The organism is uncultured Porticoccus sp. (assembly GCF_913061305.1).
Classification (GTDB): domain Bacteria; phylum Pseudomonadota; class Gammaproteobacteria; order Pseudomonadales; family Porticoccaceae; genus Porticoccus.
The window spans coordinates 266,074-290,534 of sequence record NZ_CAJXST010000005.1 but is presented as its reverse complement, the minus strand read 5'-3'; the positions used below and the strand labels follow the sequence as shown (position 1 = coordinate 290,534).

The following is a 24,461-nucleotide window of genomic DNA, read 5'->3' as shown; positions in this document are numbered from 1 at the left end:
TTTTCTGGGAGTACTTTTTTTGTGAGTACGTTCTACGGGGTGGAATTTGCCGTTTCAGTCAGGCTACCGACATCCCGTATCAATCGTTCGATAAATGGCGGATCGGGTTCGGCCTGCACATCCAGCACCCAGACATGATCACCGCATCCGGCAGCGCACTTTACCGCATCTTTTGCCGTGATAATAACCGGCAGATTATCCTCAAAACACAACTCCTCGCCCGTAAACCGGTGGTGATCCGGCAGCGGGTGAAGAATCGGCTCGAATCCCAGTGACGTGAGGGTATGGGCAAATCTGGCAGGATTTCCGATCCCGGCAACGGCATGTACCCTGCGACCGTGGGACCAGTTCTCGACACCCACCGATTCACCAGAGGCCAGGTGCCGAAAGTGAACGGGCGAGAGCTTGAAGGCACCCTGGTGGGGAATCCTCAGGCTGGCCACCGTTTCGTTTACCACCACGAAATCTGCCGTCTGCAACCGCGATAACGGCTCCCGCAGTGGCCCCGCAGGCAGGCAATGGCCATTGCCCGTGCCGCGCTCTCCGTCCATCACCACGATTTCAATATTCCGGGGCAATCGATAATGCTGCAAGCCATCGTCGCTGAAAATCAGGTTGCAGCCGGTCTTTTCCAACAGATATCGGGCCGCCCGATAACGATTCGGATCCACCACCACCGGACACAGCGATGACAGCAGCAAGGGCTCGTCACCGACATTATTCGCTGTAGAGGTGTCGGTAACCTGCTGCGGATAATGGGTTGCGGAACCGCCATAACCACGGCTGATAATACCCGGGCGGTAACCCTGCGCCTGAAAAATTACCACCAGCGCGGCCAGTAACGGGGTTTTTCCGGTGCCGCCGACGCTGATATTACCCACCACAATCACGGGGATAGGCAGGGGACAAGGGGGTTTAATCCGCCGGTAATAAAAACGCCGGCCACTGCTGACAGCCCGGAATAACCAGGATAACGGCAGCAGCAACAGGGCCCAGCTCATCGGCCGATACCAGGCCCTTTCCAGTGACAGACGGAGATTCATGGCCGCGGCGCCCGGTCAGATAGCCTGATGGGGCTCGTCACTAAATTGCTTTTGATGCAACTGCGCATAGCGACCGTTCATGGCCAGCAATTCACTGTGGGTGCCCTGCTCGATAATGCGCCCCTGGTCCATCACCATAATACGATCGGCGTTTTCAATGGTGCTGAGGCGGTGGGCAATGACGAACGTGGTGCGCCCTTTCATCAACTGCTCGAAGGCTTTCTGGATGTGGTGTTCCGATTCGGTATCGAGAGCCGAAGTCGCCTCATCCAGAATCAGCACCGGGGCATTCTTCAGCAATGCGCGGGCAATCGCCAGCCGCTGCCGCTGGCCGCCGGACAACATGATGCCCTCGTCACCGATCTGGGTATCAAAACCGTCCGGAAGACGATCGATAAACTCCAGCGCGTGTGCAGCACCGGCCGCCTCGCGCACCGCCGACAACGGGTTTTCACCCAGCGCACCGTAGGCAATATTGTTGTAAATCGTGTCGTTGAAGAGCGTTACGTTCTGCGACACCAGGGCGATATGACTGCGCAGGTTGTCGAGGGTGTAGTCCCGTATATCCACACCATCCAGCAGGATCGTTCCTTCACGGTGGTTGTAAAAACGGGGAATGAGATTCACTAACGTGGTTTTGCCACTCCCGGACTGCCCCACCAGCGCAATCACCTCGCCAGGCTTGACCTCCAGATCAATTCCGTTCAGTACGTTGCCAGCTTCTTCGGAGTAGGCAAAACTGACATTTTTGAACTGAAAATGCCCATCGACACGCGTCTTCTCGACCGTGCCAAGATCCGGCTCATCGGGTTCATCGAGGGTGGAAAAAATTGTGCCCGCCGCCGCGATGCCCTTCTGAATATTGCTGTTCACCTCTGACAATTGGCGGATCGGTTTGGCCAGCAAGGCGGCTGAACCGAGAAACTGGACAAACTCGCCACCACTCATGTTGGCCAGCACACTGGGGTCCAGTGCCAGCCACATCAGCAACGACAGGGCCATCGCAACCAGCAACTGGATTACCGGGGTACTGATGCCCTCCGCCACGGCCATTTTCATTTGCTGGCGACGGTTGTAGTTACTGGCACTGTGCAGACGTTCACGCTCGTATTCGACACCACCGAACAGGTGCATTTCACGATAACCACTGACTGCCTCCTGGGTCACATGGGTCACGTTACCAACCGATGACTGAATGCGGCGACTGAGTAACCTGAACCGATTGCTGATATAGCCCACTACCCCACCAATCAGCGGCAGCACGACGACAAAAATGGCCGCCAGACGCCAGTTCAGATAAAACAGGTATGAAATCAGGCCAATCACCAGTGCACCCTCACGGATGATGACTTTCAGCGAATTGGTAGCGGCGTGGGTCACCTGGGCCACATGGAAAGTGATACGGGAAATCAGGTGGCCTGACATGTTGGTATCAAAAAAACGGCTGGGCAATGTGGTGTATTTGTTGAATAAATGGGTGCGCAGATTGTGCACCAGAATCTGAGTCACATAGGTCATGCAGTAACCGCCCACAAAAAACCCGATGCCGCGAGTAACCGCAATCATGAACATGATCACGGGGATAATCCAGCGGCTCTCGGCGAGGGCGTCATCCCCACCCAGCAAACCGGCCAGCCAGGACGTCGAGCCTTTTCCCATATCGGTCATCTGGCTTGGCAACGCCGTCGATTCTCCGGAGATGGTGTTGATAACGTTAACGGTATAGCCGAACAGGTCTATAAACGCCACTTCCATGGCAGAGAACAACACCAGACCCACGATGCTGAGCAGGAAAATACCCCAGTAATTCTTCAGATAGGAAAGTAATCGCAAATAGACCTGCAGACCGGACATCTCAGGGTGTTCGGTATCGGGAACGGTGGTGGCCACTATGACTCCTCAGGATTCGCCGTCGGGCTGTATGGTAGTGATTTTCAGATGAACAAAGCCCATTCTACCTGCAGCATCCATCGCTGTAACCACCGCCTGGTGGGTTGCATTGGCATCGGCGGTAATAATCAGTGGCAAATCGGTATTGCCGGCAGAAACATCCTGCAACGCCTTCATCAGGGTATCGGTTTGACGGTTAATCAATAGCTGTCCATTGACGCTGTAGGCGCCATCCCTGTCGATCAACACTTCGATCTGGTCGGGTGGCAGCTCTGCCAGAGAGCCGTCGGCTTTCGGCAAATCAAGCACCAGATGCGATTCCCGGGTAAATGTCGTGGACACCATAAAAAAAATCAGCAGCAGAAAAACCACATCAATCAAGGGTGTCAGGTTGACGCCATTGTTGAGTTTTCGCTGCCTGCGGAACTTCACCCGGCGCTGGCCTCATCGCTGCGCATCACCCGGTCGCCGTGAATTGCATCAACCAGTTTAATGGCCTGATCTTCCATTTCCACAACCAGGCTATCGACCCGCCGCTCAAAGAAACGGTGAAACACCAGGGCCGGAATAGCCACTGTCAAACCCGCTGCCGTGGTGATCAGTGCCTCGGAAATACCACCGGCAAGCACCCCGGCATTGCCGGTGCCTTCGATCATGATCGCCGTAAACACCTTGATCATGCCGATAACGGTGCCCAGCAGACCGAGCAATGGCGCAATGGCGGCGACGGTTCCCAACGGAGAAAGATTTTTCTCCAGATTGTGAATCACCTGGTTGGCGGCTTCCTCAATGCTGTCTTTCATGACCTCACGACCGTGGCCAGAATTGCTGATACCCGCCGCCAGAATAGTGCCGAGTGGTGATGAGCTGCGCAACTGATGAAGGTTCTCCTTGCTCAGTTGATTCTGCTTCATCCAGTGCCAAACCTGGCCGAGCAACGTAGGCGGCACCACCTTGCTCCGGCGCAGCGTCCAGTAGCGCTCAAAGGCAATGGCTATCACGACGATAGAGGAAAGCAGAATAGGCAACATCAACCAGCCGCCAGCAATGATCAATTCGTACACATTTATCCCCAGACCTTAATATCGGCCAAAACTTTACCATAATCAGTGAATGGCACAGTAACTGTTAAGCGTTGGATACACCCAATCTGGCTGCCATTTTGGTATTTACGGGACGTCGTTCAAAAAAACGACGGGATTCGCCGGTGTCAAAACCAATAGCGACGGGCCTCCGTGCGCTGCGCCGTCGTGGAAAATTCGCCGTTGTCCTGCCAACGAAAGATCAATGCACCCTGCTCTGCGGTATTCCACACGGTTGAGCCCTGCTTCAGATAGCGCTGCACCACCGGCTCGGCAGGATGACCAAAATGGTGTCGATAGGCCGCGGAAAATACCACCTGCTGCGGCCTAACCACCGCCAGGAACTGTTGCGAAGATGAGGTTTTACTGCCGTGGTGAGGTGCTACCAGCAGGGCAAACTGCTTTTTCTCTGCCGCCACCTGCTGCAATTGTGGCAGTAAGCGGCGCTCCACGGATGCATCGATATCGCCGGGCAACAGAATCACCTGGTCGAGATAGCTGATCGCCAGTACACAGGAATGATTGTTGTTGTTTTTCTGCCGTGAATCGGCGGGATGGAGGACGCGGAATTCTACGTCGTCCCACTGCCAGGACTGCCCTGCACGGCACTGCTCAGGTGCAGGAACTGTCTCTTCAACGGCAGGGCTGCCAGCCAGCCACATGGCCGGGCTGTAATGGCGCAGCAATCCGGCAACACCACCGGCGTGATCGTTATCACTGTGACTGACCACCAGCGCATCCAGCCCGGTCACTCCCTGCCTCCGCAGAAACGGCGCGACCAAGGCACTGCCCGCATCGTAACCCCCGGCATAACCCGGCCCCGTGTCATAGACCAGTGTGTGCCGCCTGGTCTGCACCACTATAGACAACCCCTGCCCCACATCGAGAACTGTGACTGTCAAAGGCGCTTGACGGTCAGTCGGCAGATAAAACAGGGCAACTGCCAGAGGAATCGCCAGATAGCGACCGGGAACACCTCTGGGCAATAGAACTAGCCCCGCGATACAGATCATCAGGAACAATGACAGCCCCGTCAGAGGCCAGGGCGAATAAAGCGGCAACCACGCCGGGACTGTGAGCTCACCTGTCAGGGTGACAAACCACTCCAACTGTTTTCCCGCCACCCACCACAGCCATTCAGCCACAACCGGGCTGAGGGGGATAATCACCACACCGAGCAGGCAGAGCGGCACAACCAGAAAACTGACCCAGGGAATGGCCACGCTGTTGACCAATGGCGAGAACCAGGCCACCGGTAGCTGCCAGAAAGCCAATGGCAAAATCAGCAGGAGGAACATCAGCCACTGCACCCGAAAAAACAGCCGCCATTTCGGGACCTGATTCACAGCCGGAACCAGCCACAACAATCCCGCTACCGCACCGAACGATAACCAGAAACCTGCACCCATGATGGCCAGAGGGTCGATTAGCGCGACACCGACCAGCGCCAGGCCAAATATCATAGCCCTGCCAATGTAGCGATTTGCCAAAAGTGCAACCAGTGCGGCCATCACCATGATCAATGCGCGCTGTGTTGGCAGGCTGAACCCGGCCAGCGCACTGTAGGAAAGCGCAAAAACGAGGGAAAAGACGGCCCCCGAGTAGCGGGCATTGACCGGTCGACAGATCAGGGTAAAACACCTGGCCAGCAACGAACCGGTGCCGTAGCCCATCGCCGCCACGAAACCGATGTGTAGGCCCGAAACCACCAGCAGATGAATGACGCCCAGCAATGAGAGGCGATACCACAAATCCTTTGAGATAAGCGACCGGTCGCCAATCGTCAAGGCCGACATCAGCGCCTGTGCGTCCTCGTTGACATGGCTCCCGGCAATCTTTTGTTGCAATTGATAACGCAACCGGTCGAGGGACCAGCGCTGCTCAAGCAGCCGGTTCTGCGAGGATGCCCTGACATAGCCCGTGGCTGAAAAACCCTGCTGAATCAACCATGCCTGATAATCAAAGCCACCGGGATTGATATAACCTCTGGGGCGCCGCAGCCGGACTTGCAATTGCCAGATCTGCCCGGGTTGCGGAGACGCCTGTTCGCCATACCAACTGAGCCGGAGTTTCCGCAACTTGAGATTGGTCGAGGCTTCATCCAGGCGCAGATTAAACTGCACCCGGCGCCCATCGCGCACCGGGATTCCGTAAACCTCGCCAATGATAGTGAAATCCGTGGCGGTGAGCTCATCGGGTAACTGATGCCCCAATGTGTCATATCCCCAAAAGCAGCCATAGACCAGACCCAATAACAGGAAAGTGGACGGCACCCAGAACCAGCGCAGCAGGAAACCGGCCAGCATAAACAGCAAAACCACCCATAGAGGCGGCAGATGGGGCCAGAAAGCGACGCTGAAGATACCAGCGGCAAACAGGTAGGGAGATAACATTCGGGACATCCTTGTCACCAATCACCTTGCGGGTGGCAGATTATTTGCCCAGTATAATTACCCGCTGGACCATTGCCAGCGTTCCCATTGTCGGCGATCCTTCACAGGTACGCTGCTCAAGCTGGTGTTTCGCCAGCCAGCTTGGCATTGATGGGCGGATAACAAAAAAAGCGGGAACCAATTTGCTAACCATTTTTGGCACAAACCATGGGTAAACACGACAAGCCTGTCAAAGTGGGCCTGGTACTATCGGGCGGGGGAGCAAGGGCCGCCTATCATGTCGGCGTTCTGAAAGCCGTCGCCGAGACCTTGCCGAAAGACGTCAAGAACCCCTTCCCGATTATCTGCGGCACCTCAGCCGGGGCCATCAACACCCTGGCAATTGCCGGACGCGCAGGACCGTTCAGCCTTAGAATCAAAAAACTGGAAGCCATTTGGCGCCAGCTGGATGCGGACAAGGTTTATCGCACAGACCTTTTTGGCGTACTTAAAAACAGCTTTCATATGTTGCTGTCTTTTTTTCACAGTGGCTACGCCCTGGGCAAACCAAAAGCACTGCTGGACAACACCCCGTTGCGGGAGTTACTGGATAACTATGTGCGGTTTCGCCATATCCGGGAAGCCATTAACACTGGGGAACTCGACGCTGTCAGTATTACAGCCATGAGTTACAGCACGGGCAAATCGGTAACCTTTTTTGAAGGCTCCGACGTTCACGAACCCTGGGCTGTTTCCCGGCAACTGGGCCTGCGCACAGAGCTGTCCATTGACCACCTCATGGCTTCATCTGCCATCCCCTTTCTGTTCCCGGCGATTCAAATCAAAGACCAGTTTTTTGGTGATGGCGCTGTCAGACAACTCAAGCCGATCAGTCCCGCATTGAACCTCGGCGCGGACAAGGTGTTTGTTATCGGCGTCAGCGATTCACCCAATGGAAAAAATCGACCACCACCCATTGATCACTCGCCGTCTATCGCCCAGATCGTTGGGCACTTGCTTAGCAGTGCCTTTATCGACAGCATCGAAAGCGATCTGGAAACATTGAGAAATATCAATCGTCTCAACGAACACCTGTCTGAAAGCGAGCGGGAAAAACACGGCCTGACTGACCTGAAACCAGTAAAATTTCTGGCCATCCTGCCCTCCCAACCCATCGACAAGATCGCCTGTGATTATCTGAATGAATTACCCGGCAGTATTCGCGTGTTTCTTCGGCTCACCGGAGCCACGACCAGCGGAGGTGGTGTGAGCACAGCCAGCTACCTGCTCTTTTCAAAGGGCTTCTGCCGCAAGCTTCTGGAACTGGGCTATCAGGACGGGTTAGCGCAGCGGCAGGAAATTTTGCGCTTTTTCGAGGAAGAATGATGCCCGGTGAATGATTGTCAGTATCACGAACGGTAATCATTGCTTTGAAACTTACAGCTTGTAAGATATGTCCAACGTAAGAATTCAACATCAGGAGGCTCAAAAAGCCATGGCATACGAAAAAGCAGTTGTTTCGACAACAACACTCGACCCCTCAGTCATCAAGGTTCTGCGCAATACCTACGCGCTTCTGGCCATGACGCTGGCGTTCAGCGCCATCATGTGTGGCGTGGCAATGGCGGTCAATGCACCTTACATGGGGCTGTGGACACTGTTGCCGTTCTTTATCTGCCTGTGGATGGTTGAAAAGAACAAGAACAGCTCTGCCGGACTGATCTGGGTTTTTGCCCTGACAGGATGGATGGGATTTACATTAGGACCTATTATCAGTTTTTATCTGGCAACTTCCGGTGCAGAGCCGGTAATAACTGCGCTCGGCGGGACCGCATTGATCTTCCTTGCCTGCTCCGGTTACGTACTGGTAACCCGCAAGGAACTGTCGTTTATGGGCGGCTTCCTGATGGTCGGTATTCTGATGGCTTTCGTTGCCGCCATCGCCAACATTTTTCTGCAAATCCAGGGCTTGGCCCTGGCACTGTCGTGCATTTTTCTGCTGATCTCCTCCGGGGTCATCATGTGGCAGACCAGTGCTATTATTCATGGCGGTGAACGCAACTATATTTCAGCCACAGTCACTCTCTATGTAATGATTTATAACGTGTTCACCAGCCTTTTACACCTGCTCGGCATGAGCAGCGATTGATCTCAGGTGACTGAAACGACAACACCCGACCATCTGACAAAACTTCCTGCCTGGTCAGAAAACCTGGCCAGGCAGGAAGCCGCCAAAACTGAAATGCCGCTGACCGATGCCCACCTTGAGGTTATTCTGTTGGCACGACAATTCTATGCCTCCTACGGCTTTTCTCCTTCCATGCGGCCCCTGATTAAATTCATGGCCGAACACCTGGAGATCAGCAAGGCACGAAGTATCTACCTCATGCAGCTGTTCCCGCCAAGCCCGGCTAAACGGGTCGCCAGGTTGGCTGGCTTGCCACCTCCGAAAAACTGCCTGTAACACTTGCTGTAATCATGGAGCATTCATTATGACACTAGCCAAAGAGCACTGTGAGGCCTGTAGCGCTGATGCCCCCAGGGTTGACGATGCACAAATAGACTCTCTGATGAAACAGATTCCCGGTTGGGCTGTGCTGGATAGAGACGGTATCAAACAACTTGAAAAGAGCTTCCACTTTAGCAACTTTCGGCAGGCGCTCACCTTTGCCAATCACGTTGGCGAGTTGGCCGAAAAAGTTCAGCATCACCCCGCCATACTAGTCGAGTGGGGCAAGGTGACAGTGACCTGGTGGAGTCACAAGATCCGAGGACTGCATCGCAATGATTTTATTCTGGCGGCCAAAACCAGTGAGCTGGAGACAACTGACTCATCAAATGCAGTGTAGCCCCCGGCTCAAATAAACTGGAGCACAGAGTTTGCTCAGGGTGCCCATTTCGCAAAACGCTGCGCACCGTTTTCGGCACTGATCAACAGTTCATTGGACGATTCTTCACTGCCAGCGCTTGTCAAACCGGGATGCCGTTCAATAACACCCATCAGGATTGAACGCTGGTCGACTGTTACATCCACATAGAGAATGTGCTTGCCCTCTGCCAACGCCGCCTGAAAACGCCTGAAGCGGGAATTCGGCTGTTGAATGCCCCACATGCCACCTTCCCAGGTAATCAGGCCCATCACCACAAATGCCAGCATGGCAAACGGAATCCAGCCAATTGACGCAGTGGCGCCGGAGAAAATGGCAAAGGACATCACCAAAACCGCACTCAGAAAACCGAATACACCAGCGACTGCTGTTGCCCGAATCACATCTTTTCGCAACAGCGGAGCAACGTCATTCAGGTGATGGTGTGCCAACCCGTCATCATCGAGGCTCAAAACATGGATTTGCGGCCTGGTCATACCATGACCTTCCAGCTCACGCTCAACAACACTCAACTCGTCCAGCTCATCGCTGATAAAGTAATAGCGTCTCATACACTCTCCTCCAGATAACCAGGAAACCACCCGACCACCCCAGCTGTTTACTGCTTACTACAACAGACTCGTTGGGGTTGATTGCTACCTGAAGTATAGGCACGAATTCTTTTTCCACGAGCAGAGAACGAAAGAAAAATTGATATCAAAAGGCTATATCAGAACCCGGGGTGGCCCGCTATTTTCATCTAAAGAGAAGCGCATTCAGGCCGAGCGATGATTTCCAAAACATTCTTCAGCTGTTATCCAGGCTCCCGTCTACGACTTGTTCCAGAGCATGCCATGCCAACTATTCACTGTCTTTAGACAGGGGAAGGAGGTGAAGATACTTTCTCTTCAATCTGAGCCACGATCCCCTCTAATTTTATCAATAATTTTGTACAATATCCGTCAGGTTGTAACGCCCCCAGCCCAAAAGCCTATAACTTCAATTTCAATCTGTTTTTGCTTCTGAAAAACCGTACCTTTTTGGAGCCGGATGTTTTACATTAAGTTGACACATTTTGATCAGCCGCAGTAGCCGAGGTAACAATGAACTATCAGGGAAGCCCTATGGCCTTTTCCCAACTTCTTCAAGACTGGGAGAAACGGTCAGCCGAAAATGCTGATTTACTGCCCACGTCAATCAGCGTACACGAATCAGATCAGATCAAACTTCTGGCTCTTTCCGAAATGTACCAGCTGCCTGCCAACGAGATAGCAGCACATTTGCTGAACGTTGCTCTGGAAACACTGGAGGCTGAAATGCCGTATATACCAGGCTCCAAGGTTATCCGCGTTGAAGAGGGTAGTGAGGTATATGAGGATGTTGGCCCGATGCCACGCTACCTGGAAGCACAGCGTCGATTGAGAGATGCGAGCAATAAGTAAGCAGGAACACCTGCTTTTCCAGGGTCAGCAGTGATCGCAGTTTGACTGTCCACCTCACCTTTTAATGCATAGCCCTCCCTGTGCAAAGGGCTGTTTCAGTATCCAGTATCCCCCCCCCCCGATGGTGAGGTAATCAGTGCAAACCATTAACCCCGATAATTATCAGCAGCAGCTTGACGAAAAACTTACGGAACTACATGCCACCTTCCTGGATATTCCACTTCCTGAAAACATAGAGGTCTACCCGTCAGAGCCACTGCACTTTCGGATGCGCGCCGAATTTCGTATCTGGCACGAGAACGGCCGGGCGCACTTTGCCATGAATGAGCCAGGGCAGAAAACGCCCTATATCATCACGGAGTTTCCAATTGGCTCTGTACTGATCAATCGCCTCATGACTTCGCTGATCACAGAGATCAACGCGTCTTCGATATTGAGCCGGCGTTTATTTTCAGTGGAATTTTTAACCACGCTGAGTGGCGATGCATTGATCACATTGCTCTATCACAGGAAACTGGATGACGAGTGGCAGTCGACCGCAGCGGCGCTACAACAACGTATCGGCGTTGCGGTGATCGGCAGAAGCCGTAAACAGAAACTCACCCTTGAGCGGGACTATGTCCTGGAAAAATTGCAGGTCGATAACCAAGATTACCAGTATCAGCAGGTTGAAGGTGGTTTTACTCAACCCAATGCCGGCATCAACCAGCAAATGCTGGCCTGGTCACTGGACAAGACCAGGGGCGGTGGTGGTGATCTTCTGGAGCTGTACTGTGGAAACGGTAATTTCACCTGTGTTCTGGCACAAAATTTTAATCGTGTGCTGGCAACAGAGATCTCCAAAATTTCAGTGAAGTCGGCAACAACCAACCTGCACAGCAATGCAATTGATAATGTCACCATTGTGAGGATGTCCAGCGAAGACTTCTGTCAGGCGCTGGAAGGTGTTCGCCCGTTCCGCAGGTTGCAGGATATCGATTTGCAGAGATACAGGTTCAGCACCATTTTTCTGGACCCACCAAGGGCCGGCCTGGATAACCTGACGCTTCGACTGGCCATGAAATTCGACAACATTCTCTATATTTCCTGCAACCCGCTAACCCTGAAAGAGAACCTTAAAGTCTTTGGCAGCAGCCATCAAATTGAACATTTTGCGGTTTTTGACCAATTCCCCTACACCCATCACCTCGAGTGTGGGGTGTTATTGAAGAGGACCAATTCGTAACGCGCAGGCGCAATCACCGGAAATTAAAAACCCGTGCTGATAAACCCTGTTGCGCTTAACAGCTAAAGTTGTTTGAATCTCTCGAGTCTCAACAAGATATTCGCCAGACTATAAGCCTTATCCGAACCCCTGCTTAGGAACCTATGAATGAAATACTGTCTGCTCGCACTAGGACTCTTGATCACTCCCCTGCTCTATGCCTCACCCGATAAAATCGCTGAAAACTGCTCTGAATGGCTAGACGCCCGCAAGCAGAATAGTCACGGGCCGTCTCTCAACTGGTTACAGGGTTTTGTGGCGGGTTATAACGAATACAAATATGCCGGAAAGCACCCTCAGGGGGTGTTGGGCACCCAAAAGGACAGCGAAGTGGCAGCATGGATGGATAGCTACTGCCAGAAAAATATCAACAGCAACCCGAGAGCAGCGATCGAATCCATTATCGAAACGCGCCAGCATGTCAAAAAAGGGTGTCCTGTCAGAAAACAAAGCGGTCGGCCCTGCATACCCGCCGAGGAAGAGAAGCAGCCGGAGCTCAATCAGTAAAGCTGGAACAGCAGCACTTGGTGATGATGATGCAGACCATCGATTGGTAGTGGCTGATATGAAATGCTTACTACCAGCGGTAGCGGCAAAGACAGACAGAGATAGTGGAAAGGAGATAAAAAAAGCAGGTCTGTTTTGGTACCGGATTTAACCGGCCGGGCTCCAGAACAGACCTGCTATTTTTAGTATCTTATTATTGCTGATTGTTCAACCAGATGGAGTGCTCAACACTACCTTCCACCATGCCTTCAGGCAGAATCTTTTCCTTGGGAAGAGGAACCGCTTCTTCGGAAGCTTTCTTTCTTGCTTCTTCATTAGCAATTCTTGCTGCTTCAATCGCTTTCAACTCTTCTTCTTTGGCCTTGGCTTCTGCTGCGGCTTTTTCTTCAGGAGACAACGCTGCGGCTGCTTCTGCTGCAGCTTGCTCTTCGCTGACACCATTGTCCGAGCCGCCACATGCGGCCAGACCCAATACTAATACCGAAATACCAAGTAATTTTACAAAATTCATGTCGACTCCCTCTGGGTATTGAACAAAAAACGGGCACAACTGCCTGAGGATAGGGAGTCTAATGGGCCTCCCGACAAAAATCTAGGCCTATCCCCCCCCTGAGGGGCACTGATTGTTGGTAACGGCACCATCCGGACGATTTTCCAGTGGAAAATACTGGTGTATCAGACAGAAAACAGTCTTCTTGCCACCCATACCGCTGATCAAGGGATTTGCACTTGCGGCAAATCTCGTGTTTTATTGCGGCTGTTTTACCGGGAAAGCCTATTCAACCCGTCTATAACCCGTTCGATATAATCAACACTCTGGATAGTTAGTCACGCTTATGCAACCCATCAAAGCATCTCTCATCGGACTGGCAACTTTCTTTATCTTTTACCTGTCCATGCTCAGCATGCAGCTTCCATGGATGTTGACTGCCGGTATTCTCGGCTTGCTGATGAACACGTTCATTTCCGGATTCAGCGCCCTGTACAACCTCCGGGATGGCATGCTGACGGCCCTTTCCTATAGTGCACCAATGGCCGTTTTTTCAGCCCTGACCGTCGGCGATCTGGTACTACACGGCAAGAGTGGACCTTTCATTTTCTGGTGTACTAGCGCATTCATCACGCTCTGTTCAGGTTTTCTGGGGGTTGCTGCCATTTATCTGTTTCGCCTGGTCCGCGGTAAAAGCAACCAATAATATGGTCATCAATGCCCGGAACTCAGCAATAACGTCAAGACTTCGTTTGTATGTTCCCCCGGAGGCGATGCGGTGAATGATATTGTGATAAAGCAACCGGCTGTTTACTCCCCCCTGCAGGTCGGATTGGGGTCATTTTTCGGTGGGCCCATCGCCATGACATATTTTTTGTGGGACAACTTCCGCACCCTGGATAAGGCACCGGCTGCCAGGAATACGCTGGCGTTTGGTTTTTTATTTATCGTGGCATTACTGGTTTTCACGCCGATGCTGCCCGGCGAGCTTCCAGCTATCGCAGTGCAATTCATCTATTCACTGGTGGCGCTGCAAATGGTCGTTACCTGGCAACTGCGCAAGGATGCTATCACACACTCCATTCGTTACTGTTTTCAGTCAAACTGGCGCGTACTGTTATTCTGTATACCCTTCTATTTCACTTGGCTCGGGGTGTGCCTGTTGGCTGCCAAAATAAGCTAAACACAACCGTCGAAACACCAGACAATATCGGAGTATGAATTATGGCCGTTTATTTAATTGCTGATGTCACCGTGACCGATGAAGCATGGATAGCAGATTACGCTACTAACGTGCACGATATCGCCCACAAACACGGCGGCAAGTACCTGTCCCGCAGTGCCAATATCAGTACCGTTGAAGGAGAGCCGTGCAAAGCGGACATGATCGCCCTGGTTGAGTTTCCTGACATGGCGGCGTTACAGGCATTTATCAATGATCCCGAATACAAGGCATTCCGGGAGTCAAGAATAAAAGGCAGCATCAGCAACTTGCATGTGATTGATGACTCCGACGCGGCAAAGACCATTCCCTATTTGCCAAAAGGCTGACCATTCAGCCCGCTCGCCTCGCACCAGTCACTCCGTACCAGTCATCACTCTTTACCAGCCAGAGCCAGAGCCCCAGCACAACTTGCCGGGGCCGCAGGTTCTCAGCCACGCGGCTGCCTTGATCCCGGCTGCGGGTCGTCATTGCTTAGCTGCTTCTGTGATTCGACGGCGTGTGAAACTGTGCCAGGTTGGCCATCCGATTGGGGGATGATTCGACACACGGGCCAATTTTGCTGTTTCAGCCCCTGATTACCCTGTTGGATTGTTTTGTAAAACGACTGGGGTTTTGCATACAACTTACTCATAATCTAAAACTCCTTTTCAAATCTGACCTAGCCAAAAAGCGTGGCAAAATAACGAAACTCAATAGTATGAGGAGCTTCGCCGCAGTTCTGATAACTGGTGCACAAAATGCTCTTTAATCAGTATAGGTCTTCCCTTGTTGCAGGCTTATTTCATTTTCATGTTGATTTCGGTAGAGACTCATTACCCAGACAGACGCCATCGACTCAATCAAACTCCGGGTTGGTATCATCGGCGTGCACAACACGCAATTACTCTTTATGTAGGTTACCGCAGGACAGCCCCCGGGAATATAAGGACTTTTTCACCCCTTTACAAATGGCATTGATGCAAAACAGCCCGGCACCAAAAAAAGGCCCGCCAACTAATGACGGCCAACCGGATAGAATAACGGCTCTTCACCTTGCTCAGGCTGAGAAGGTTTCTGCAAAACCCTGCTGGCGGCATTCACCGCGAATTCCCGATACTTTGTTTCGATTTCTTCCCGCTCCCGGTCATAGCGCAGTTTATCGCGGGTGCTGAGCTTCTGCCATTCATCCAAAATTGGTATGTGCGCAGTGGCTTCCGTCAATTGAAAAAATACCTGGTAGTGCTCCCGCTCATGCTCGGGAAGATCCAGTTGCGCAGCCATCATACTGATACGAATCGCCCCTTCAGTGAGCGTGACCTGATCGGCCACGATGGCCGAGGCAATCACATGTATACTCTTTCGGTAGTGGGCTTTGCGGTCCTCCTGCTCTGCTGCCAACGCTTTTTCCCTGGCATTTTGTGTATTTTTCAGTTTGCGCAGTTGCAGGTAAAGGTATAAGGCATAGCCACTCAAGCCAATTAAAATAACCAGCGCCAGACTCGTGATCAGTTCCATTACAAACTCCTCTGAAAGATGTGCGACCAGATACCGGATCGCAGTCGTCCGATAAACCCGCTAGCGGGCAATTATTCCGGCTGATGAAGGCTGGCCCGCAATGAGACATCATCCTGTTCGGTGGCCTGCTCGACCAGATTATCGGGTAGTGAGCGCTTGGTACGGGCGCCCAGTTTTTTGATGTCATCAAATTTCTTGATCAGGTTGCCCCTGCCATCGACAAGACGTTTACGGGTTTGTTGCCAGGCCTCCTGACTCCTGTCGATATGCCGACCGAGATCATCAAGGGATTCCACAACCAGCACCAACTGGTCATACAGTTTGCCCGCTTCAGCCGCAATCTGCTGGGCGTTGCGGTTCTGGTCTTCATAACGCCAGATATTGTGAATCGTTCGCAATGTTGCCAACAGGGTGGAGGGACTCACCAGAATAATGCCCTTGTCATAGGCATCCCGAAAAAGTGTATGGTCATGCTCCAGCGCCAGCATAAAGGCGGCCTCCACCGGCACGAAAATCAGCACAAAATCCAGGCTATTCACGCCTTCGAGTTGCTCGTACGCTTTGCGGCTCAGGCCATTAATGTGGGTGCGCAGGGAAAGAATATGCTGTTTCAGACAGCGCTGTTTCTCGTCGGGCAGCTCTGCTCGACAATAACGTTCGTAATCCGTTAATGACACCTTCGCATCCACCACGATGTCCCGCTGATCCGGCAGGTGAATAATGACATCGGGGTTTCGACGATTACCCTCCTCGTTCTTCAGGGCCACCTGGGTTTCATATTCCCGCCCCTTGGTTAGGCCGGACTGCTCCAGAATCCGCTCCAGAATGACCTCGCCCCAGTTCCCCTGGAATTTGCTCTCACCCTTCAATGCATTGGCCAGCAGAACGGCGTCTTCCCCAACTTTCTGGGCCTGCTTCTGCAGCTCGACGATTTGACCCACCAGCTTGTTGCGCTCGGCGTTTTCCTTGTCATAGGCATCCTCAACTTTTTTGCGGAAATCGTGAATCTCCTTTCTCAGCGGATCGATACTGCTGTTGAGTGTCCGACTGCTCTGCTCTGAAAATTTTTGCTGTTTTGCATCAAAGATGCGATTGGCAAGGTTTTCAAACTCCTGAACCAGTGACTCACGGGCCTGCCTGAGCAACTGCAACTGCTCTTCGTAACGGGTCCGTTCACCTTCAAGACGCGCCTCGAGTGAGGCTTTGTCGCGATTGAGCGCACCGAGCTCCGTTTCGCGCTGATGAAGCTTGCTGCTTTGGTTTTCCAGATCTTCTGACAAGCGGGAAATGGTCACATCGGACACTGCACGCTGTTTCTCTGACTGCTGACGGGTCAGCAAAAAAGTCAGTAGAACGCCGACAATAAAGCCAGCTGCGAGCAATAAAAATGTATTCAGGGTCAGAAGCATGGCGTTTCCCGGGTACAAAAAATTTCAGCGCTGTCAAACAACACCATCACAGCACTGTTTTGGTAAACATTGAGGGTTGTGCGATCATGAAAGATGATTCAAGGATAACAAAGAAACCCACCATGATGCGCCCGCTTTTTGACATTGGCCCGCTCAGGGAAGACCTCGGTAACGGCGCGCTGATTCTTACGCCCAACAATCGACTGGCCAGCAAAATCCGCCAGGCCTGGGGCTTTTCGCAACATTCCTGCACTCTGCACTGGTCGGCACCCGAAGTTTATGCCCTGGAACAATGGGTCCATGAACAGTGGCTGCGCTGCTGTGACGCCGGTTTCATCGAGGCAGCAGCGGGTTCCGGACTGAGTACTGCCATGGAGTTATTCCTCTGGGAGCAGGTGGTTGCAGAAGACCGCGAGCGACCCGCCACGGTATTGCCGGCGAATTTTTCCAGATTGGCGAGTAACAGTTATGCCAACATCCAGAACTATCTGGTACCGGATACCCGTCTACAGCAGGAAGCACCACTGCTGTGGCGGTGGATCAGTCATTTTCGCGAAAAGCTCAGGCAACACAGCCTCATCACATCAGCCGATAAGGTAAAAATACTCCAGCGGGCCTATAGCTGCGGGATCCTGCCCGCCATTCCAACCGTAACACTCTGCGGGTTTGATAACCTGACCCCCTTGCACCGCAAACTGCTTGAAGGCATCAGCAATAACCTCGCTTTTAGCGAGACGGAACCCGTTCAGTCGCAGCCGCAACAGGTCGCGCTATACGATGAACAGGCTGAGCTGACTGCCGCCGCCGACTGGGCAGTGGCCCATTATCTGGCCGCGCCTGAAGCCCGCATTGGTATCCTTGTTCCGGAGCTGCCGAAACTGCGCAACAAAATTGCGCGCCTTCTGCGAACCCGCCTGCAACCGGGTTACGGTGCACCGGGGCAGTTGAGAGCCAGCGCCCCCTTTAACTTGTCGGCGGGCATACCGCTCGCTGAAACACCACTGATCGCCTCAGCATTACTACTGTTGACGCTCAATCGGGCCGAATTACCGCTGACGGATTTTTGCCGTATGCTCAACGCGCCCTTTTGGAGTGGCCTGTCTCCCGAACCGAGGGCCAAAGCGGAGCTATTGCTGCGCAAACAGGGCAGAGTCTCTCTCCGTAGCAGTGAATTCCGCCATCTGGTCAGTGAGGTGGAAAAGATCACCGGCTCCGCCATGAGCCAACAATTGTCACAAATGGACGTCCTGCGTCGGGCATTGCCGGCGACTGCCGGATTCTCTGCATGGCTGACACTGTTTCAACAACAGTTGACCACGCTGGGCTGGCCCGGTGAACGTACACTGGACAGCGAGGAATATCAGCAGCGACAGCATTGGCTGGACATGCTGGAACAATACCAGTCACTGGATCAGCTGAACTGCAAGGTAAATCTGAACGAGGCACTGCAACAGCTCCAACAACTGGCCTATGGCACCATTTTCCAGGCAGAAACACCCGATAGCAGCATTCAGGTTCTGGGGTTTCTCGAAGGTGCGGGACTGCATTTTGATCACCTCTGGATCATGGGCCTGGACAACCGCCGTTGGCCACAACCCACAGCGCTCAACCCGCTGTTACCGGTTGGCCTGCAGCGAGAATTTGGCATGCCGAGAACTGACCCCGGGCGAGAACGCGAACTGGCAGAACGGCAACTGGTCAATCTGATGAAAGCGGCGCCCAAAGTCATCCTGAGCTACAGCCAGTTTGACGGTGACCAGCAGCTGCAACCCACCAACCTGATTGCTGGCGTGGCGAAAATCGAACCGGATAAACTGCCCCGGAAAACCGGTCAGGTTACGGATTTTGTCACGCTGGAACCGGTTTCCTGTGAGTTTGCCCCACCGCTCGATACAGCAAAAGAAGCTGTTAGAGGTGGCACCCGTATCCTGAAAAATCAGGCCAGCTGCCCCTTCAACGCCTTTGCCATTCACCGACTGGGGGCAGAGCAACCCCGGGAGCCCTCTATCGGCCTCAATGCCGGGGATCGCGGCTCATTGATTCACGAATGCCTGAGGCAACTCTGGCAACACCTGGAAAATCAGCAACAGTTGCTGGCACTGTCCGAACCGGAGCTGGCTTCATTGATTGACTCAACCGTCAATACTGCCCTGAAACCCTGGCAGATGCGACGGGCAGACCTGTTCGGCAAGGCGTTTACCCGCATCGAACAACAACGGTTGGCAGGGTTACTGAAACAATGGCTAACCGTTGAGAAACAGCGGCCACCCTTCAGCGTGGCCGCACTCGAAAAGCACGAAAATACGCAGTTTTGTGGCTTACCGCTACATTTGGTCATCGACCGGATTGATCAGTTGGCTGATGGCCAGACGGTCATTATTGACTACAAAACTGGCAAAGCGGCGACCGGCCAGTGGCTGGGAGATCGCCCGGATGATCTCCAGCTACCGCTTTATTTATTGTGCAGCGAAACACCCGCATCGGCTATTTGCTTTGCCCTCATCAACCCATCGGAACCTCTGTTTACCGGCTATTCCGAGACCGACGGCCTGCTGGCGGGGGTAGCTCCACCCAAGGGCAAAAAGAACGAGCCGGAAAGCTGGCAGGCCCTGATGGATCATTGGCAACAGGCTGCGGCTACCCTGGCGGGCGAGTTCAAGGCCGGCTATGCCGCTGTCTCTTTCCATGGCGATTATGCCCTGCGGTATCAGACCGAGCTTGAACCGCTGAACCGGGTCGCAGAAAGGCAGCAGCTATTTGCAGATGAGGACGAGGTATGACCGTAGCAGATGCGGCACAACGCCAGCGGGCACTGGATCCGGAACGATCCTTTGCGGTTGCCGCACCGGCTGGTTCCGGCAAGACAGAACTGCTTACCCAGCGGGTATTGGGGTTACTGGCAACGGTGGAAGCACCGGAAGAAATTCTCTGCATGACCTTTACCCGGAAAGCGGCGGGTGAAATGCGACATCGCATTATTCAGGCACTGACAATGGCAGATAGTCATTCTCTGCCGGACAGCGACCACCAGCAGGCCACACTGCAACTCGCTACCGCGGCCCTTGCCAGAGACCGGGAAAAAAACTGGCAGCTCCTGCAGTCCCCCAACCGCTTGCGGATCCAGACCATTGATGGCTTTTGCCTCAACCTCGCCCAGCAACTGGGCCTGGAAAGTGGTATCGGCGACTATGCCGAGCCCCTGGAAGATCCAGAACCCCACTTTCGCCTGGTCATTGCCGAATGGCTGCTCCGTGAGCTGGAACAGCAAACATCCCTGGGGCAGGCGGTGGAAACCCTCCTCCAGCATCTGGATAACGACCTCGACAAGCTGGAGCAGCTGCTGATCGCATTACTGAAAAAACGCGAGCAGTGGCTGTCCCATATGTTCAGTAGCAGGGATGCCCGGGATTACCTGGAATCATTCCTGAACAATGTGATTGAAGAAACATTGACCGCAACAGCCAATCTTCTGGCCCCCTTCGCCAGCGAACTGGCCCTGCTGGCTGATTATGCCGGCAGCCAACTGCCACTGGAGAAAAATGATCTGTCTCTCCGGTGGTGCAAGGGGATGACAGGGTTACCCGGTCACTCCGCCGAAGAGTTACCCATCTGGCTGGGCATTTGTGAGCTCTTGCTGACCAAGGATTTAAAATGGCGGAGCCGCGTGGACAAGAACACGGGCTTTCCAACCGAGGTCAACGGCGACAAGATCCTGGCCAAACAGCAAAAGGCGAGCTATGGCGAGTTGGTCGATCAACTGCAGGCCATCAGCGGCCTGAAAGACCTGTTGGAAGATATTCGAGCACTGCCCGCGCCCCGCTATGAAGAAAATCAGTGGCTGGCACTCAATGCACTGACCTATTTACTCCCCACCCTGGCGGCGGCACTGAGCCTGCATTTCCAGCAGCACAGGGTGTGCGATTTTACCGAGATCACCCTGGCCGCCCTCCGCGCATTGGGCCCGGAGGATGAGCCAACCGACCTCGCACTGCGGCTGGATTACCAGATAAAACATATTCTCACCGACGAATTTCAGGATACCTCATCGGTACAGTTTGATATTTTGCGCCGCCTTATCGCAGGCTGGGAGCAGGGTGATGGCCGCACGCTGTTTATCGTCGGCGATGCCATGCAATCGCTGTACAGTTTCCGCAACGCCAATGTAGGTTTGTTCCTGGAGGCTCGGACACTGCCCATCGGCCAACTGCAACTCGAAGCACTGGATTTACAGGTCAACTTTCGCTCCCAGGAAAATCTCATCCACTGGGTGAACGACGCCTTTCCCCATATTTTTCCGGCACGCGACGAGATAGGTCGCGGCGCCGTCAGTTACAGCCCCGCCACTGCTTTTCATGGTGCTCTACCGGAGCAGCCGGTCACTCTGGATGCCTTCATCAATGCGCCTGACAACAGCGCTGAAGCATCGCGGATAGTGGCACTGGTCAATGCCGCCAAAAAACGTAACCCACAGGGTTCGATCGCCATACTGGTCCGCACCCGCACCCAGCTGCCCGACATTCTTGCAGCACTCCGGGAGGCAGGACACCACTGGCAGGCAACCGATATTGACCCCCTCGGCAACCGCATGCCCGTGGTCGACCTGATGTCCCTGACCCGCGCACTCCTGTCACCTGCTGACCGGATTGCCTGGCTGGCTGTGCTCAGGGCACCCTGGTGCGGACTGGACATGGCAGATCTCCTGGCGATCAGCGTGGCGGAACCCGTTGGTGACTATCCTGAAACAGCTCGGGAACGTTTCCCACTATTGCTGGGGCAATTGTCGCGCATAACAGCAATACCGGGATTATCGTCAGGCGGCCGGCAAATTCTCCAACGGGTGGGGGAAACACTGACGGCTGCCTGGCAACAACGCCAGCGACTGCCCCTGCGGTGCTGGATTGAGGGAACCTGGCGCGCACTCGGGGGTGCGGTTGCACTGAACTCCATCACAGATCAGCAACACTGTGACCAGTATCTGGACTTGCTGGAAAAACACGAGTCTGCGGGAAGTATCGAGCACTGGCCCACCTTTGAAAAAGCGGTCAAATCGCTCTACGCCAAAGCCGATGTCGGATCGGACAGTACGCTCCATGTGATGACCATACACAAAGCCAAGGGACTGGAGTTTGATACCGTTATCCTGCCTGGTCTGAACCGCAAACCCCGGGGAGAAGACAAGCAATTGCTGTTGTGGCAGGAGCGCACCAGCAGTAGCGGTGATAATCAACTGCTCATCAGCCCACTGTTCCGGGCGGACCAGCAGAATGACCCGCTTTATCAGTTCCTGAACCGCGAGCGAAAACTGAAAATCAAACTCGAAACCGCGCGGATCCTTTATGTTGCGACCACCCGCGCCATTGATCATCTGCATCTGCTCTGCACCATGTCTGGTGACAACCCAACAGCCGGCAGCCTGCTGGATAGCCTTTGGCCAGCGCTGAAAACCGACTTTGAAACCAGATCCACGTGGATTCAGTGGCACGACTACCCACCCGAGGAAAACACACCTGTACGCGCCCATGAAACGGTACTCAGCTCTCTGCGCCGCCTACCAGCTGGTTGGGGATGGCCGCCAACAACGGGAGCTACACCGACCTCACCAACCGCGGTGGAGGCAGCTGTAGCGCCCAATGAGCTGGGCAGTGGCAACAAGGCACCGGAAGCTCGCCATACCGGTACCGTATTACACCGTATTCTGCAGCAGATAGTTATTGACGGTATTGACCAATGGTCCACAGCGACCATCCAGCAACGCATGCCTTTCTGGAAGATTCAGCTACGGCAGCTCGGACTACATGACACCACAGCGCCACTGGCGGTATTGGCACAGGCTGTAGAAAACTGTCTCACCGATCCCACAGCCAGGTGGATTCTGGACAATCGGCATCCCGATAGCGCCACCGAACTGGCTATTGGCTACATGGCACCGAACGGAGAACCGAAAACGGCTGTCGTCGATCGAAGTTTTGTCGACGGGGGCATCCGCTGGATCATCGATTACAAAACCGCCGCCCCGGCAGTAGGGCAATCAGACCAACAATTTCTGAAGCAACAAGTGGCTCAATATCAGGAACAACTTCAGCGCTACGCCCGGCTGTTCGAGGAACCCACTGCCACACCCATCAGGAAAGCGCTGTATTTTCCTTTACTGCAGGCAATCGAGACCATTCCCTGAGTATTTTTTAGTGACTTGCCGCCCCCGGAGACAGCATCTTCCTCTCCGCAGGGCCTGTAGAGTGCCAAAGCACCCGGAGTTTCATGTAGAATAGCTTGCTGACTGAACCCTTATCGATTCGAGAAACCAATGACCAACGCCGTTGATAACATTAATATTCTCTCTCAGGATGTGCTGATCACGCCAAGAGATTTGAAACAGGAATTGCCCCTGTCCGATGCTGCCCGAAAAACCATCACCGAGGGCCGCCAAGTCATTCAGAATATCCTGAACCACAAGGATCACCGAATTCTTGTGGTCGTCGGGCCCTGCTCTATTCATGACACCAAAGCTGCGCTGGATTATGCCGCACGACTGAAGAAACTGGCCGATGAGGTCAGTGATTCGCTATTTATTGTCATGCGTGTGTATTTTGAAAAACCCCGCACCACCACCGGCTGGAAGGGGCTAATCAACGACCCCTACCTGAATGACTCCTTCAAGATATCCGAGGGGCTGCATGTGGGGCGCAAGCTGTTACTGGATATTGCCGAGCTGGGCTTGCCTACTGCGACCGAAGCGCTCGATCCCATTTCTCCGCAATACATTCAGGATTTGATTTCCTGGTCTGCCATCGGTGCGAGAACGACCGAATCCCAGACCCATCGGGAAATGGCTTCCGGGCTGTCGTGCGCCGTTGGCTTCAAAAACGGCACTGATGGCAGCCTGAGTGTCGCCATCAACGCACTGAAATCCGTTGCCAGCCCCCACCGTTTTCTCGGTATCAATGCCGAAGGCAGCGTGGCCATTGTTACCACCGCAGGTAATCCCTATGCCCATGTGGTATTGCGGGGAGGTGACGGCAAACCCAATTATGATTCCGTCAGTGTCAATCTGGCAGAACAGGAACTGAACAAGGCGGGTATTACCCCAAATATTATGGTGGATTGCAGTCACGCCAACTCCAACAAAAATCATGACCTGCAGACGCTGGTCATGGAAAATGTGAGCAATCAGATCCTGGAGGGGAATCAATCGATTATCGGTCTGATGATCGAGAGCAACCTGAAATCGGGCAACCAGAAAATACCTGCCGACCTGAGTGATCTCGAATACGGGGTATCAATCACCGATGCCTGTATAGACTGGGAGACCACGGAAGAGGCATTGCGCGATGTGCACAACAAGCTCAAGGCAGTTTTACCACACCGCTAAGCAATAC

General features: G+C 53.5%; 23 protein-coding genes. 13 read left to right on the top strand and 10 right to left on the bottom strand.

Annotated elements, in window-relative coordinates; translation table 11 throughout:
• Positions 1–32: 32 nt before the first annotated feature.
• From lpxK to QZ516_RS08235, 5 genes are all read right to left on the bottom strand, one after another.
• Positions 33–1,043, bottom strand: a complete 1,011-nt coding sequence (gene lpxK / locus QZ516_RS08255) for a tetraacyldisaccharide 4'-kinase (RefSeq protein ID WP_297188345.1) — start codon at positions 1,041–1,043, stop codon at positions 33–35.
• Between the two features lie 15 nt (positions 1,044–1,058).
• A complete protein-coding gene (msbA, locus tag QZ516_RS08250) occupies positions 1,059–2,933 on the bottom strand; it encodes a lipid A export permease/ATP-binding protein MsbA (RefSeq protein ID WP_297188343.1) in 1,875 nt (624 codons plus the stop codon).
• Positions 2,934–2,942: 9 nt separating this feature from the next.
• On the bottom strand, positions 2,943–3,365 hold the full coding sequence (locus QZ516_RS08245) for a biopolymer transporter ExbD (protein WP_297188341.1): 423 nt from the start codon (positions 3,363–3,365) through the stop codon (positions 2,943–2,945).
• The gene (locus QZ516_RS08240) at positions 3,362–3,997 is read right to left on the bottom strand and encodes a MotA/TolQ/ExbB proton channel family protein (RefSeq protein ID WP_297188340.1); all 636 of its coding nucleotides are present in this window, start codon (positions 3,995–3,997) and stop codon (positions 3,362–3,364) included. Before QZ516_RS08240 ends, QZ516_RS08245 begins: the two co-directional genes overlap by 4 nt.
• Before the next feature lie 146 nt (positions 3,998–4,143).
• On the bottom strand, positions 4,144–6,417 hold the full coding sequence (locus QZ516_RS08235) for a DNA internalization-related competence protein ComEC/Rec2 (RefSeq protein WP_297188338.1): 2,274 nt from the start codon (positions 6,415–6,417) through the stop codon (positions 4,144–4,146).
• A 198-nt stretch (positions 6,418–6,615) separates the two neighbouring features.
• Here QZ516_RS08235 and QZ516_RS08230 point away from each other — a divergent pair, with 198 nt between their 5' ends.
• From QZ516_RS08230 to QZ516_RS08215, 4 genes are all read left to right on the top strand, one after another.
• The gene (locus QZ516_RS08230) at positions 6,616–7,773 is read left to right on the top strand and encodes a patatin-like phospholipase family protein (protein ID WP_297188336.1); all 1,158 of its coding nucleotides are present in this window, start codon (positions 6,616–6,618) and stop codon (positions 7,771–7,773) included.
• A gap of 109 nt (positions 7,774–7,882) precedes the next feature.
• On the top strand, positions 7,883–8,536 hold the full coding sequence (locus QZ516_RS08225) for a Bax inhibitor-1/YccA family protein (RefSeq protein WP_297188334.1): 654 nt from the start codon (positions 7,883–7,885) through the stop codon (positions 8,534–8,536).
• Between the two features lie 6 nt (positions 8,537–8,542).
• Positions 8,543–8,851, top strand: coding sequence for a TusE/DsrC/DsvC family sulfur relay protein (locus tag QZ516_RS08220; RefSeq protein WP_297188332.1), 309 nt, complete (start codon positions 8,543–8,545; stop codon positions 8,849–8,851).
• Between the two features lie 25 nt (positions 8,852–8,876).
• Complete coding sequence (locus QZ516_RS08215) at positions 8,877–9,236, top strand: 4a-hydroxytetrahydrobiopterin dehydratase (RefSeq protein ID WP_365333320.1); 360 nt, start codon at positions 8,877–8,879, stop codon at positions 9,234–9,236.
• Positions 9,237–9,271: 35 nt separating this feature from the next.
• Here the strand turns inward: QZ516_RS08215 and QZ516_RS08210 are convergent, their stop codons facing one another.
• Positions 9,272–9,826 carry an NAD/FAD-utilizing enzyme gene (locus QZ516_RS08210; RefSeq protein ID WP_297188329.1) on the bottom strand — a complete coding sequence of 185 codons (555 nt, stop codon included), beginning with the start codon at positions 9,824–9,826 and terminating at the stop codon, positions 9,272–9,274.
• A 552-nt stretch (positions 9,827–10,378) separates the two neighbouring features.
• Between QZ516_RS08210 and QZ516_RS08205 the strand changes: the two genes are divergently transcribed.
• The 3 genes from QZ516_RS08205 (at position 10,379) to QZ516_RS08195 (ending at position 12,467) form a co-directional block, all read left to right on the top strand.
• Positions 10,379–10,696, top strand: a complete 318-nt coding sequence (locus QZ516_RS08205; protein ID WP_297188327.1) for a hypothetical protein — start codon at positions 10,379–10,381, stop codon at positions 10,694–10,696.
• 136 nt (positions 10,697–10,832) lie between these two features.
• Positions 10,833–11,921 (top strand): tRNA (uridine(54)-C5)-methyltransferase TrmA, encoded by a 1,089-nt coding sequence (trmA, locus tag QZ516_RS08200; protein ID WP_297188326.1) that lies wholly within the window; start codon positions 10,833–10,835, stop codon positions 11,919–11,921.
• A gap of 147 nt (positions 11,922–12,068) precedes the next feature.
• Positions 12,069–12,467, top strand: coding sequence for a hypothetical protein (locus QZ516_RS08195; RefSeq protein WP_297188325.1), 399 nt, complete (start codon positions 12,069–12,071; stop codon positions 12,465–12,467).
• Positions 12,468–12,660: 193 nt separating this feature from the next.
• On the opposite strand, the gene QZ516_RS08190 is transcribed toward QZ516_RS08195, so the two are convergent.
• Positions 12,661–12,978 carry a hypothetical protein gene (locus QZ516_RS08190; protein ID WP_297188323.1) on the bottom strand — a complete coding sequence of 106 codons (318 nt, stop codon included), beginning with the start codon at positions 12,976–12,978 and terminating at the stop codon, positions 12,661–12,663.
• 325 nt (positions 12,979–13,303) lie between these two features.
• Between QZ516_RS08190 and QZ516_RS08185 the strand changes: the two genes are divergently transcribed.
• From QZ516_RS08185 to QZ516_RS08175, 3 genes are all read left to right on the top strand, one after another.
• Positions 13,304–13,663, top strand: coding sequence for a hypothetical protein (locus QZ516_RS08185; protein ID WP_297188322.1), 360 nt, complete (start codon positions 13,304–13,306; stop codon positions 13,661–13,663).
• Positions 13,664–13,819: 156 nt separating this feature from the next.
• Positions 13,820–14,140 carry a hypothetical protein gene (locus QZ516_RS08180; protein WP_297188320.1) on the top strand — a complete coding sequence of 107 codons (321 nt, stop codon included), beginning with the start codon at positions 13,820–13,822 and terminating at the stop codon, positions 14,138–14,140.
• Positions 14,141–14,181: 41 nt separating this feature from the next.
• Positions 14,182–14,508 carry a DUF1330 domain-containing protein gene (locus tag QZ516_RS08175; protein WP_297188318.1) on the top strand — a complete coding sequence of 109 codons (327 nt, stop codon included), beginning with the start codon at positions 14,182–14,184 and terminating at the stop codon, positions 14,506–14,508.
• Between the two features lie 4 nt (positions 14,509–14,512).
• On the opposite strand, the gene QZ516_RS08170 is transcribed toward QZ516_RS08175, so the two are convergent.
• The 3 genes from QZ516_RS08170 to rmuC form a co-directional block, all read right to left on the bottom strand.
• Positions 14,513–14,650 carry a hypothetical protein gene (locus QZ516_RS08170; RefSeq protein ID WP_297188316.1) on the bottom strand — a complete coding sequence of 46 codons (138 nt, stop codon included), beginning with the start codon at positions 14,648–14,650 and terminating at the stop codon, positions 14,513–14,515.
• A 525-nt stretch (positions 14,651–15,175) separates the two neighbouring features.
• A complete protein-coding gene (locus QZ516_RS08165; RefSeq protein ID WP_297188314.1) occupies positions 15,176–15,676 on the bottom strand; it encodes a DUF2489 domain-containing protein in 501 nt (166 codons plus the stop codon).
• A 71-nt stretch (positions 15,677–15,747) separates the two neighbouring features.
• Positions 15,748–17,085: a DNA recombination protein RmuC gene (rmuC, locus tag QZ516_RS08160; RefSeq protein WP_297188312.1), complete on the bottom strand. Its 1,338-nt coding sequence runs from the start codon at positions 17,083–17,085 to the stop codon at positions 15,748–15,750.
• 86 nt (positions 17,086–17,171) lie between these two features.
• Between rmuC and QZ516_RS08155 the strand changes: the two genes are divergently transcribed.
• The 3 genes from QZ516_RS08155 to QZ516_RS08145 all read left to right on the top strand — a co-directional run bounded on the left by QZ516_RS08155 (position 17,172) and on the right by QZ516_RS08145 (position 24,454).
• Positions 17,172–19,865 (top strand): PD-(D/E)XK nuclease family protein, encoded by a 2,694-nt coding sequence (locus tag QZ516_RS08155; protein WP_297188310.1) that lies wholly within the window; start codon positions 17,172–17,174, stop codon positions 19,863–19,865.
• Positions 19,862–23,260, top strand: a complete 3,399-nt coding sequence (locus QZ516_RS08150; RefSeq protein ID WP_297188309.1) for a UvrD-helicase domain-containing protein — start codon at positions 19,862–19,864, stop codon at positions 23,258–23,260. The genes QZ516_RS08155 and QZ516_RS08150 overlap by 4 nt, the downstream gene beginning before the upstream one ends.
• Before the next feature lie 129 nt (positions 23,261–23,389).
• Positions 23,390–24,454, top strand: coding sequence for a 3-deoxy-7-phosphoheptulonate synthase (locus tag QZ516_RS08145; protein ID WP_297188307.1), 1,065 nt, complete (start codon positions 23,390–23,392; stop codon positions 24,452–24,454).
• The last annotated feature ends 7 nt before the right edge of the window (positions 24,455–24,461 follow it).

Coding starts and splice junctions, on each gene's coding strand:
- lpxK (WP_297188345.1), bottom strand. CDS start 1,043: ATGAATCTCCGTCTGTCACTGGAAAGGGCCTGGTATCGGCCGATGAGC.
- QZ516_RS08235 (WP_297188338.1), bottom strand. CDS start 6,417: ATGTCCCGAATGTTATCTCCCTACCTGTTTGCCGCTGGTATCTTCAGC.
- QZ516_RS08230 (WP_297188336.1), top strand. CDS start 6,616: ATGGGTAAACACGACAAGCCTGTCAAAGTGGGCCTGGTACTATCGGGC.
- QZ516_RS08225 (WP_297188334.1), top strand. CDS start 7,883: ATGGCATACGAAAAAGCAGTTGTTTCGACAACAACACTCGACCCCTCA.
- QZ516_RS08210 (WP_297188329.1), bottom strand. CDS start 9,826: ATGAGACGCTATTACTTTATCAGCGATGAGCTGGACGAGTTGAGTGTT.
- QZ516_RS08205 (WP_297188327.1), top strand. CDS start 10,379: ATGGCCTTTTCCCAACTTCTTCAAGACTGGGAGAAACGGTCAGCCGAA.
- QZ516_RS08195 (WP_297188325.1), top strand. CDS start 12,069: ATGAAATACTGTCTGCTCGCACTAGGACTCTTGATCACTCCCCTGCTC.
- QZ516_RS08190 (WP_297188323.1), bottom strand. CDS start 12,978: ATGAATTTTGTAAAATTACTTGGTATTTCGGTATTAGTATTGGGTCTG.
- QZ516_RS08185 (WP_297188322.1), top strand. CDS start 13,304: ATGCAACCCATCAAAGCATCTCTCATCGGACTGGCAACTTTCTTTATC.
- QZ516_RS08180 (WP_297188320.1), top strand. CDS start 13,820: ATGACATATTTTTTGTGGGACAACTTCCGCACCCTGGATAAGGCACCG.
- QZ516_RS08175 (WP_297188318.1), top strand. CDS start 14,182: ATGGCCGTTTATTTAATTGCTGATGTCACCGTGACCGATGAAGCATGG.
- QZ516_RS08170 (WP_297188316.1), bottom strand. CDS start 14,650: ATGACGACCCGCAGCCGGGATCAAGGCAGCCGCGTGGCTGAGAACCTG.
- QZ516_RS08165 (WP_297188314.1), bottom strand. CDS start 15,676: ATGGAACTGATCACGAGTCTGGCGCTGGTTATTTTAATTGGCTTGAGT.
- rmuC (WP_297188312.1), bottom strand. CDS start 17,085: ATGCTTCTGACCCTGAATACATTTTTATTGCTCGCAGCTGGCTTTATT.
- QZ516_RS08155 (WP_297188310.1), top strand. CDS start 17,172: ATGAAAGATGATTCAAGGATAACAAAGAAACCCACCATGATGCGCCCG.
- QZ516_RS08150 (WP_297188309.1), top strand. CDS start 19,862: ATGACCGTAGCAGATGCGGCACAACGCCAGCGGGCACTGGATCCGGAA.
- QZ516_RS08145 (WP_297188307.1), top strand. CDS start 23,390: ATGACCAACGCCGTTGATAACATTAATATTCTCTCTCAGGATGTGCTG.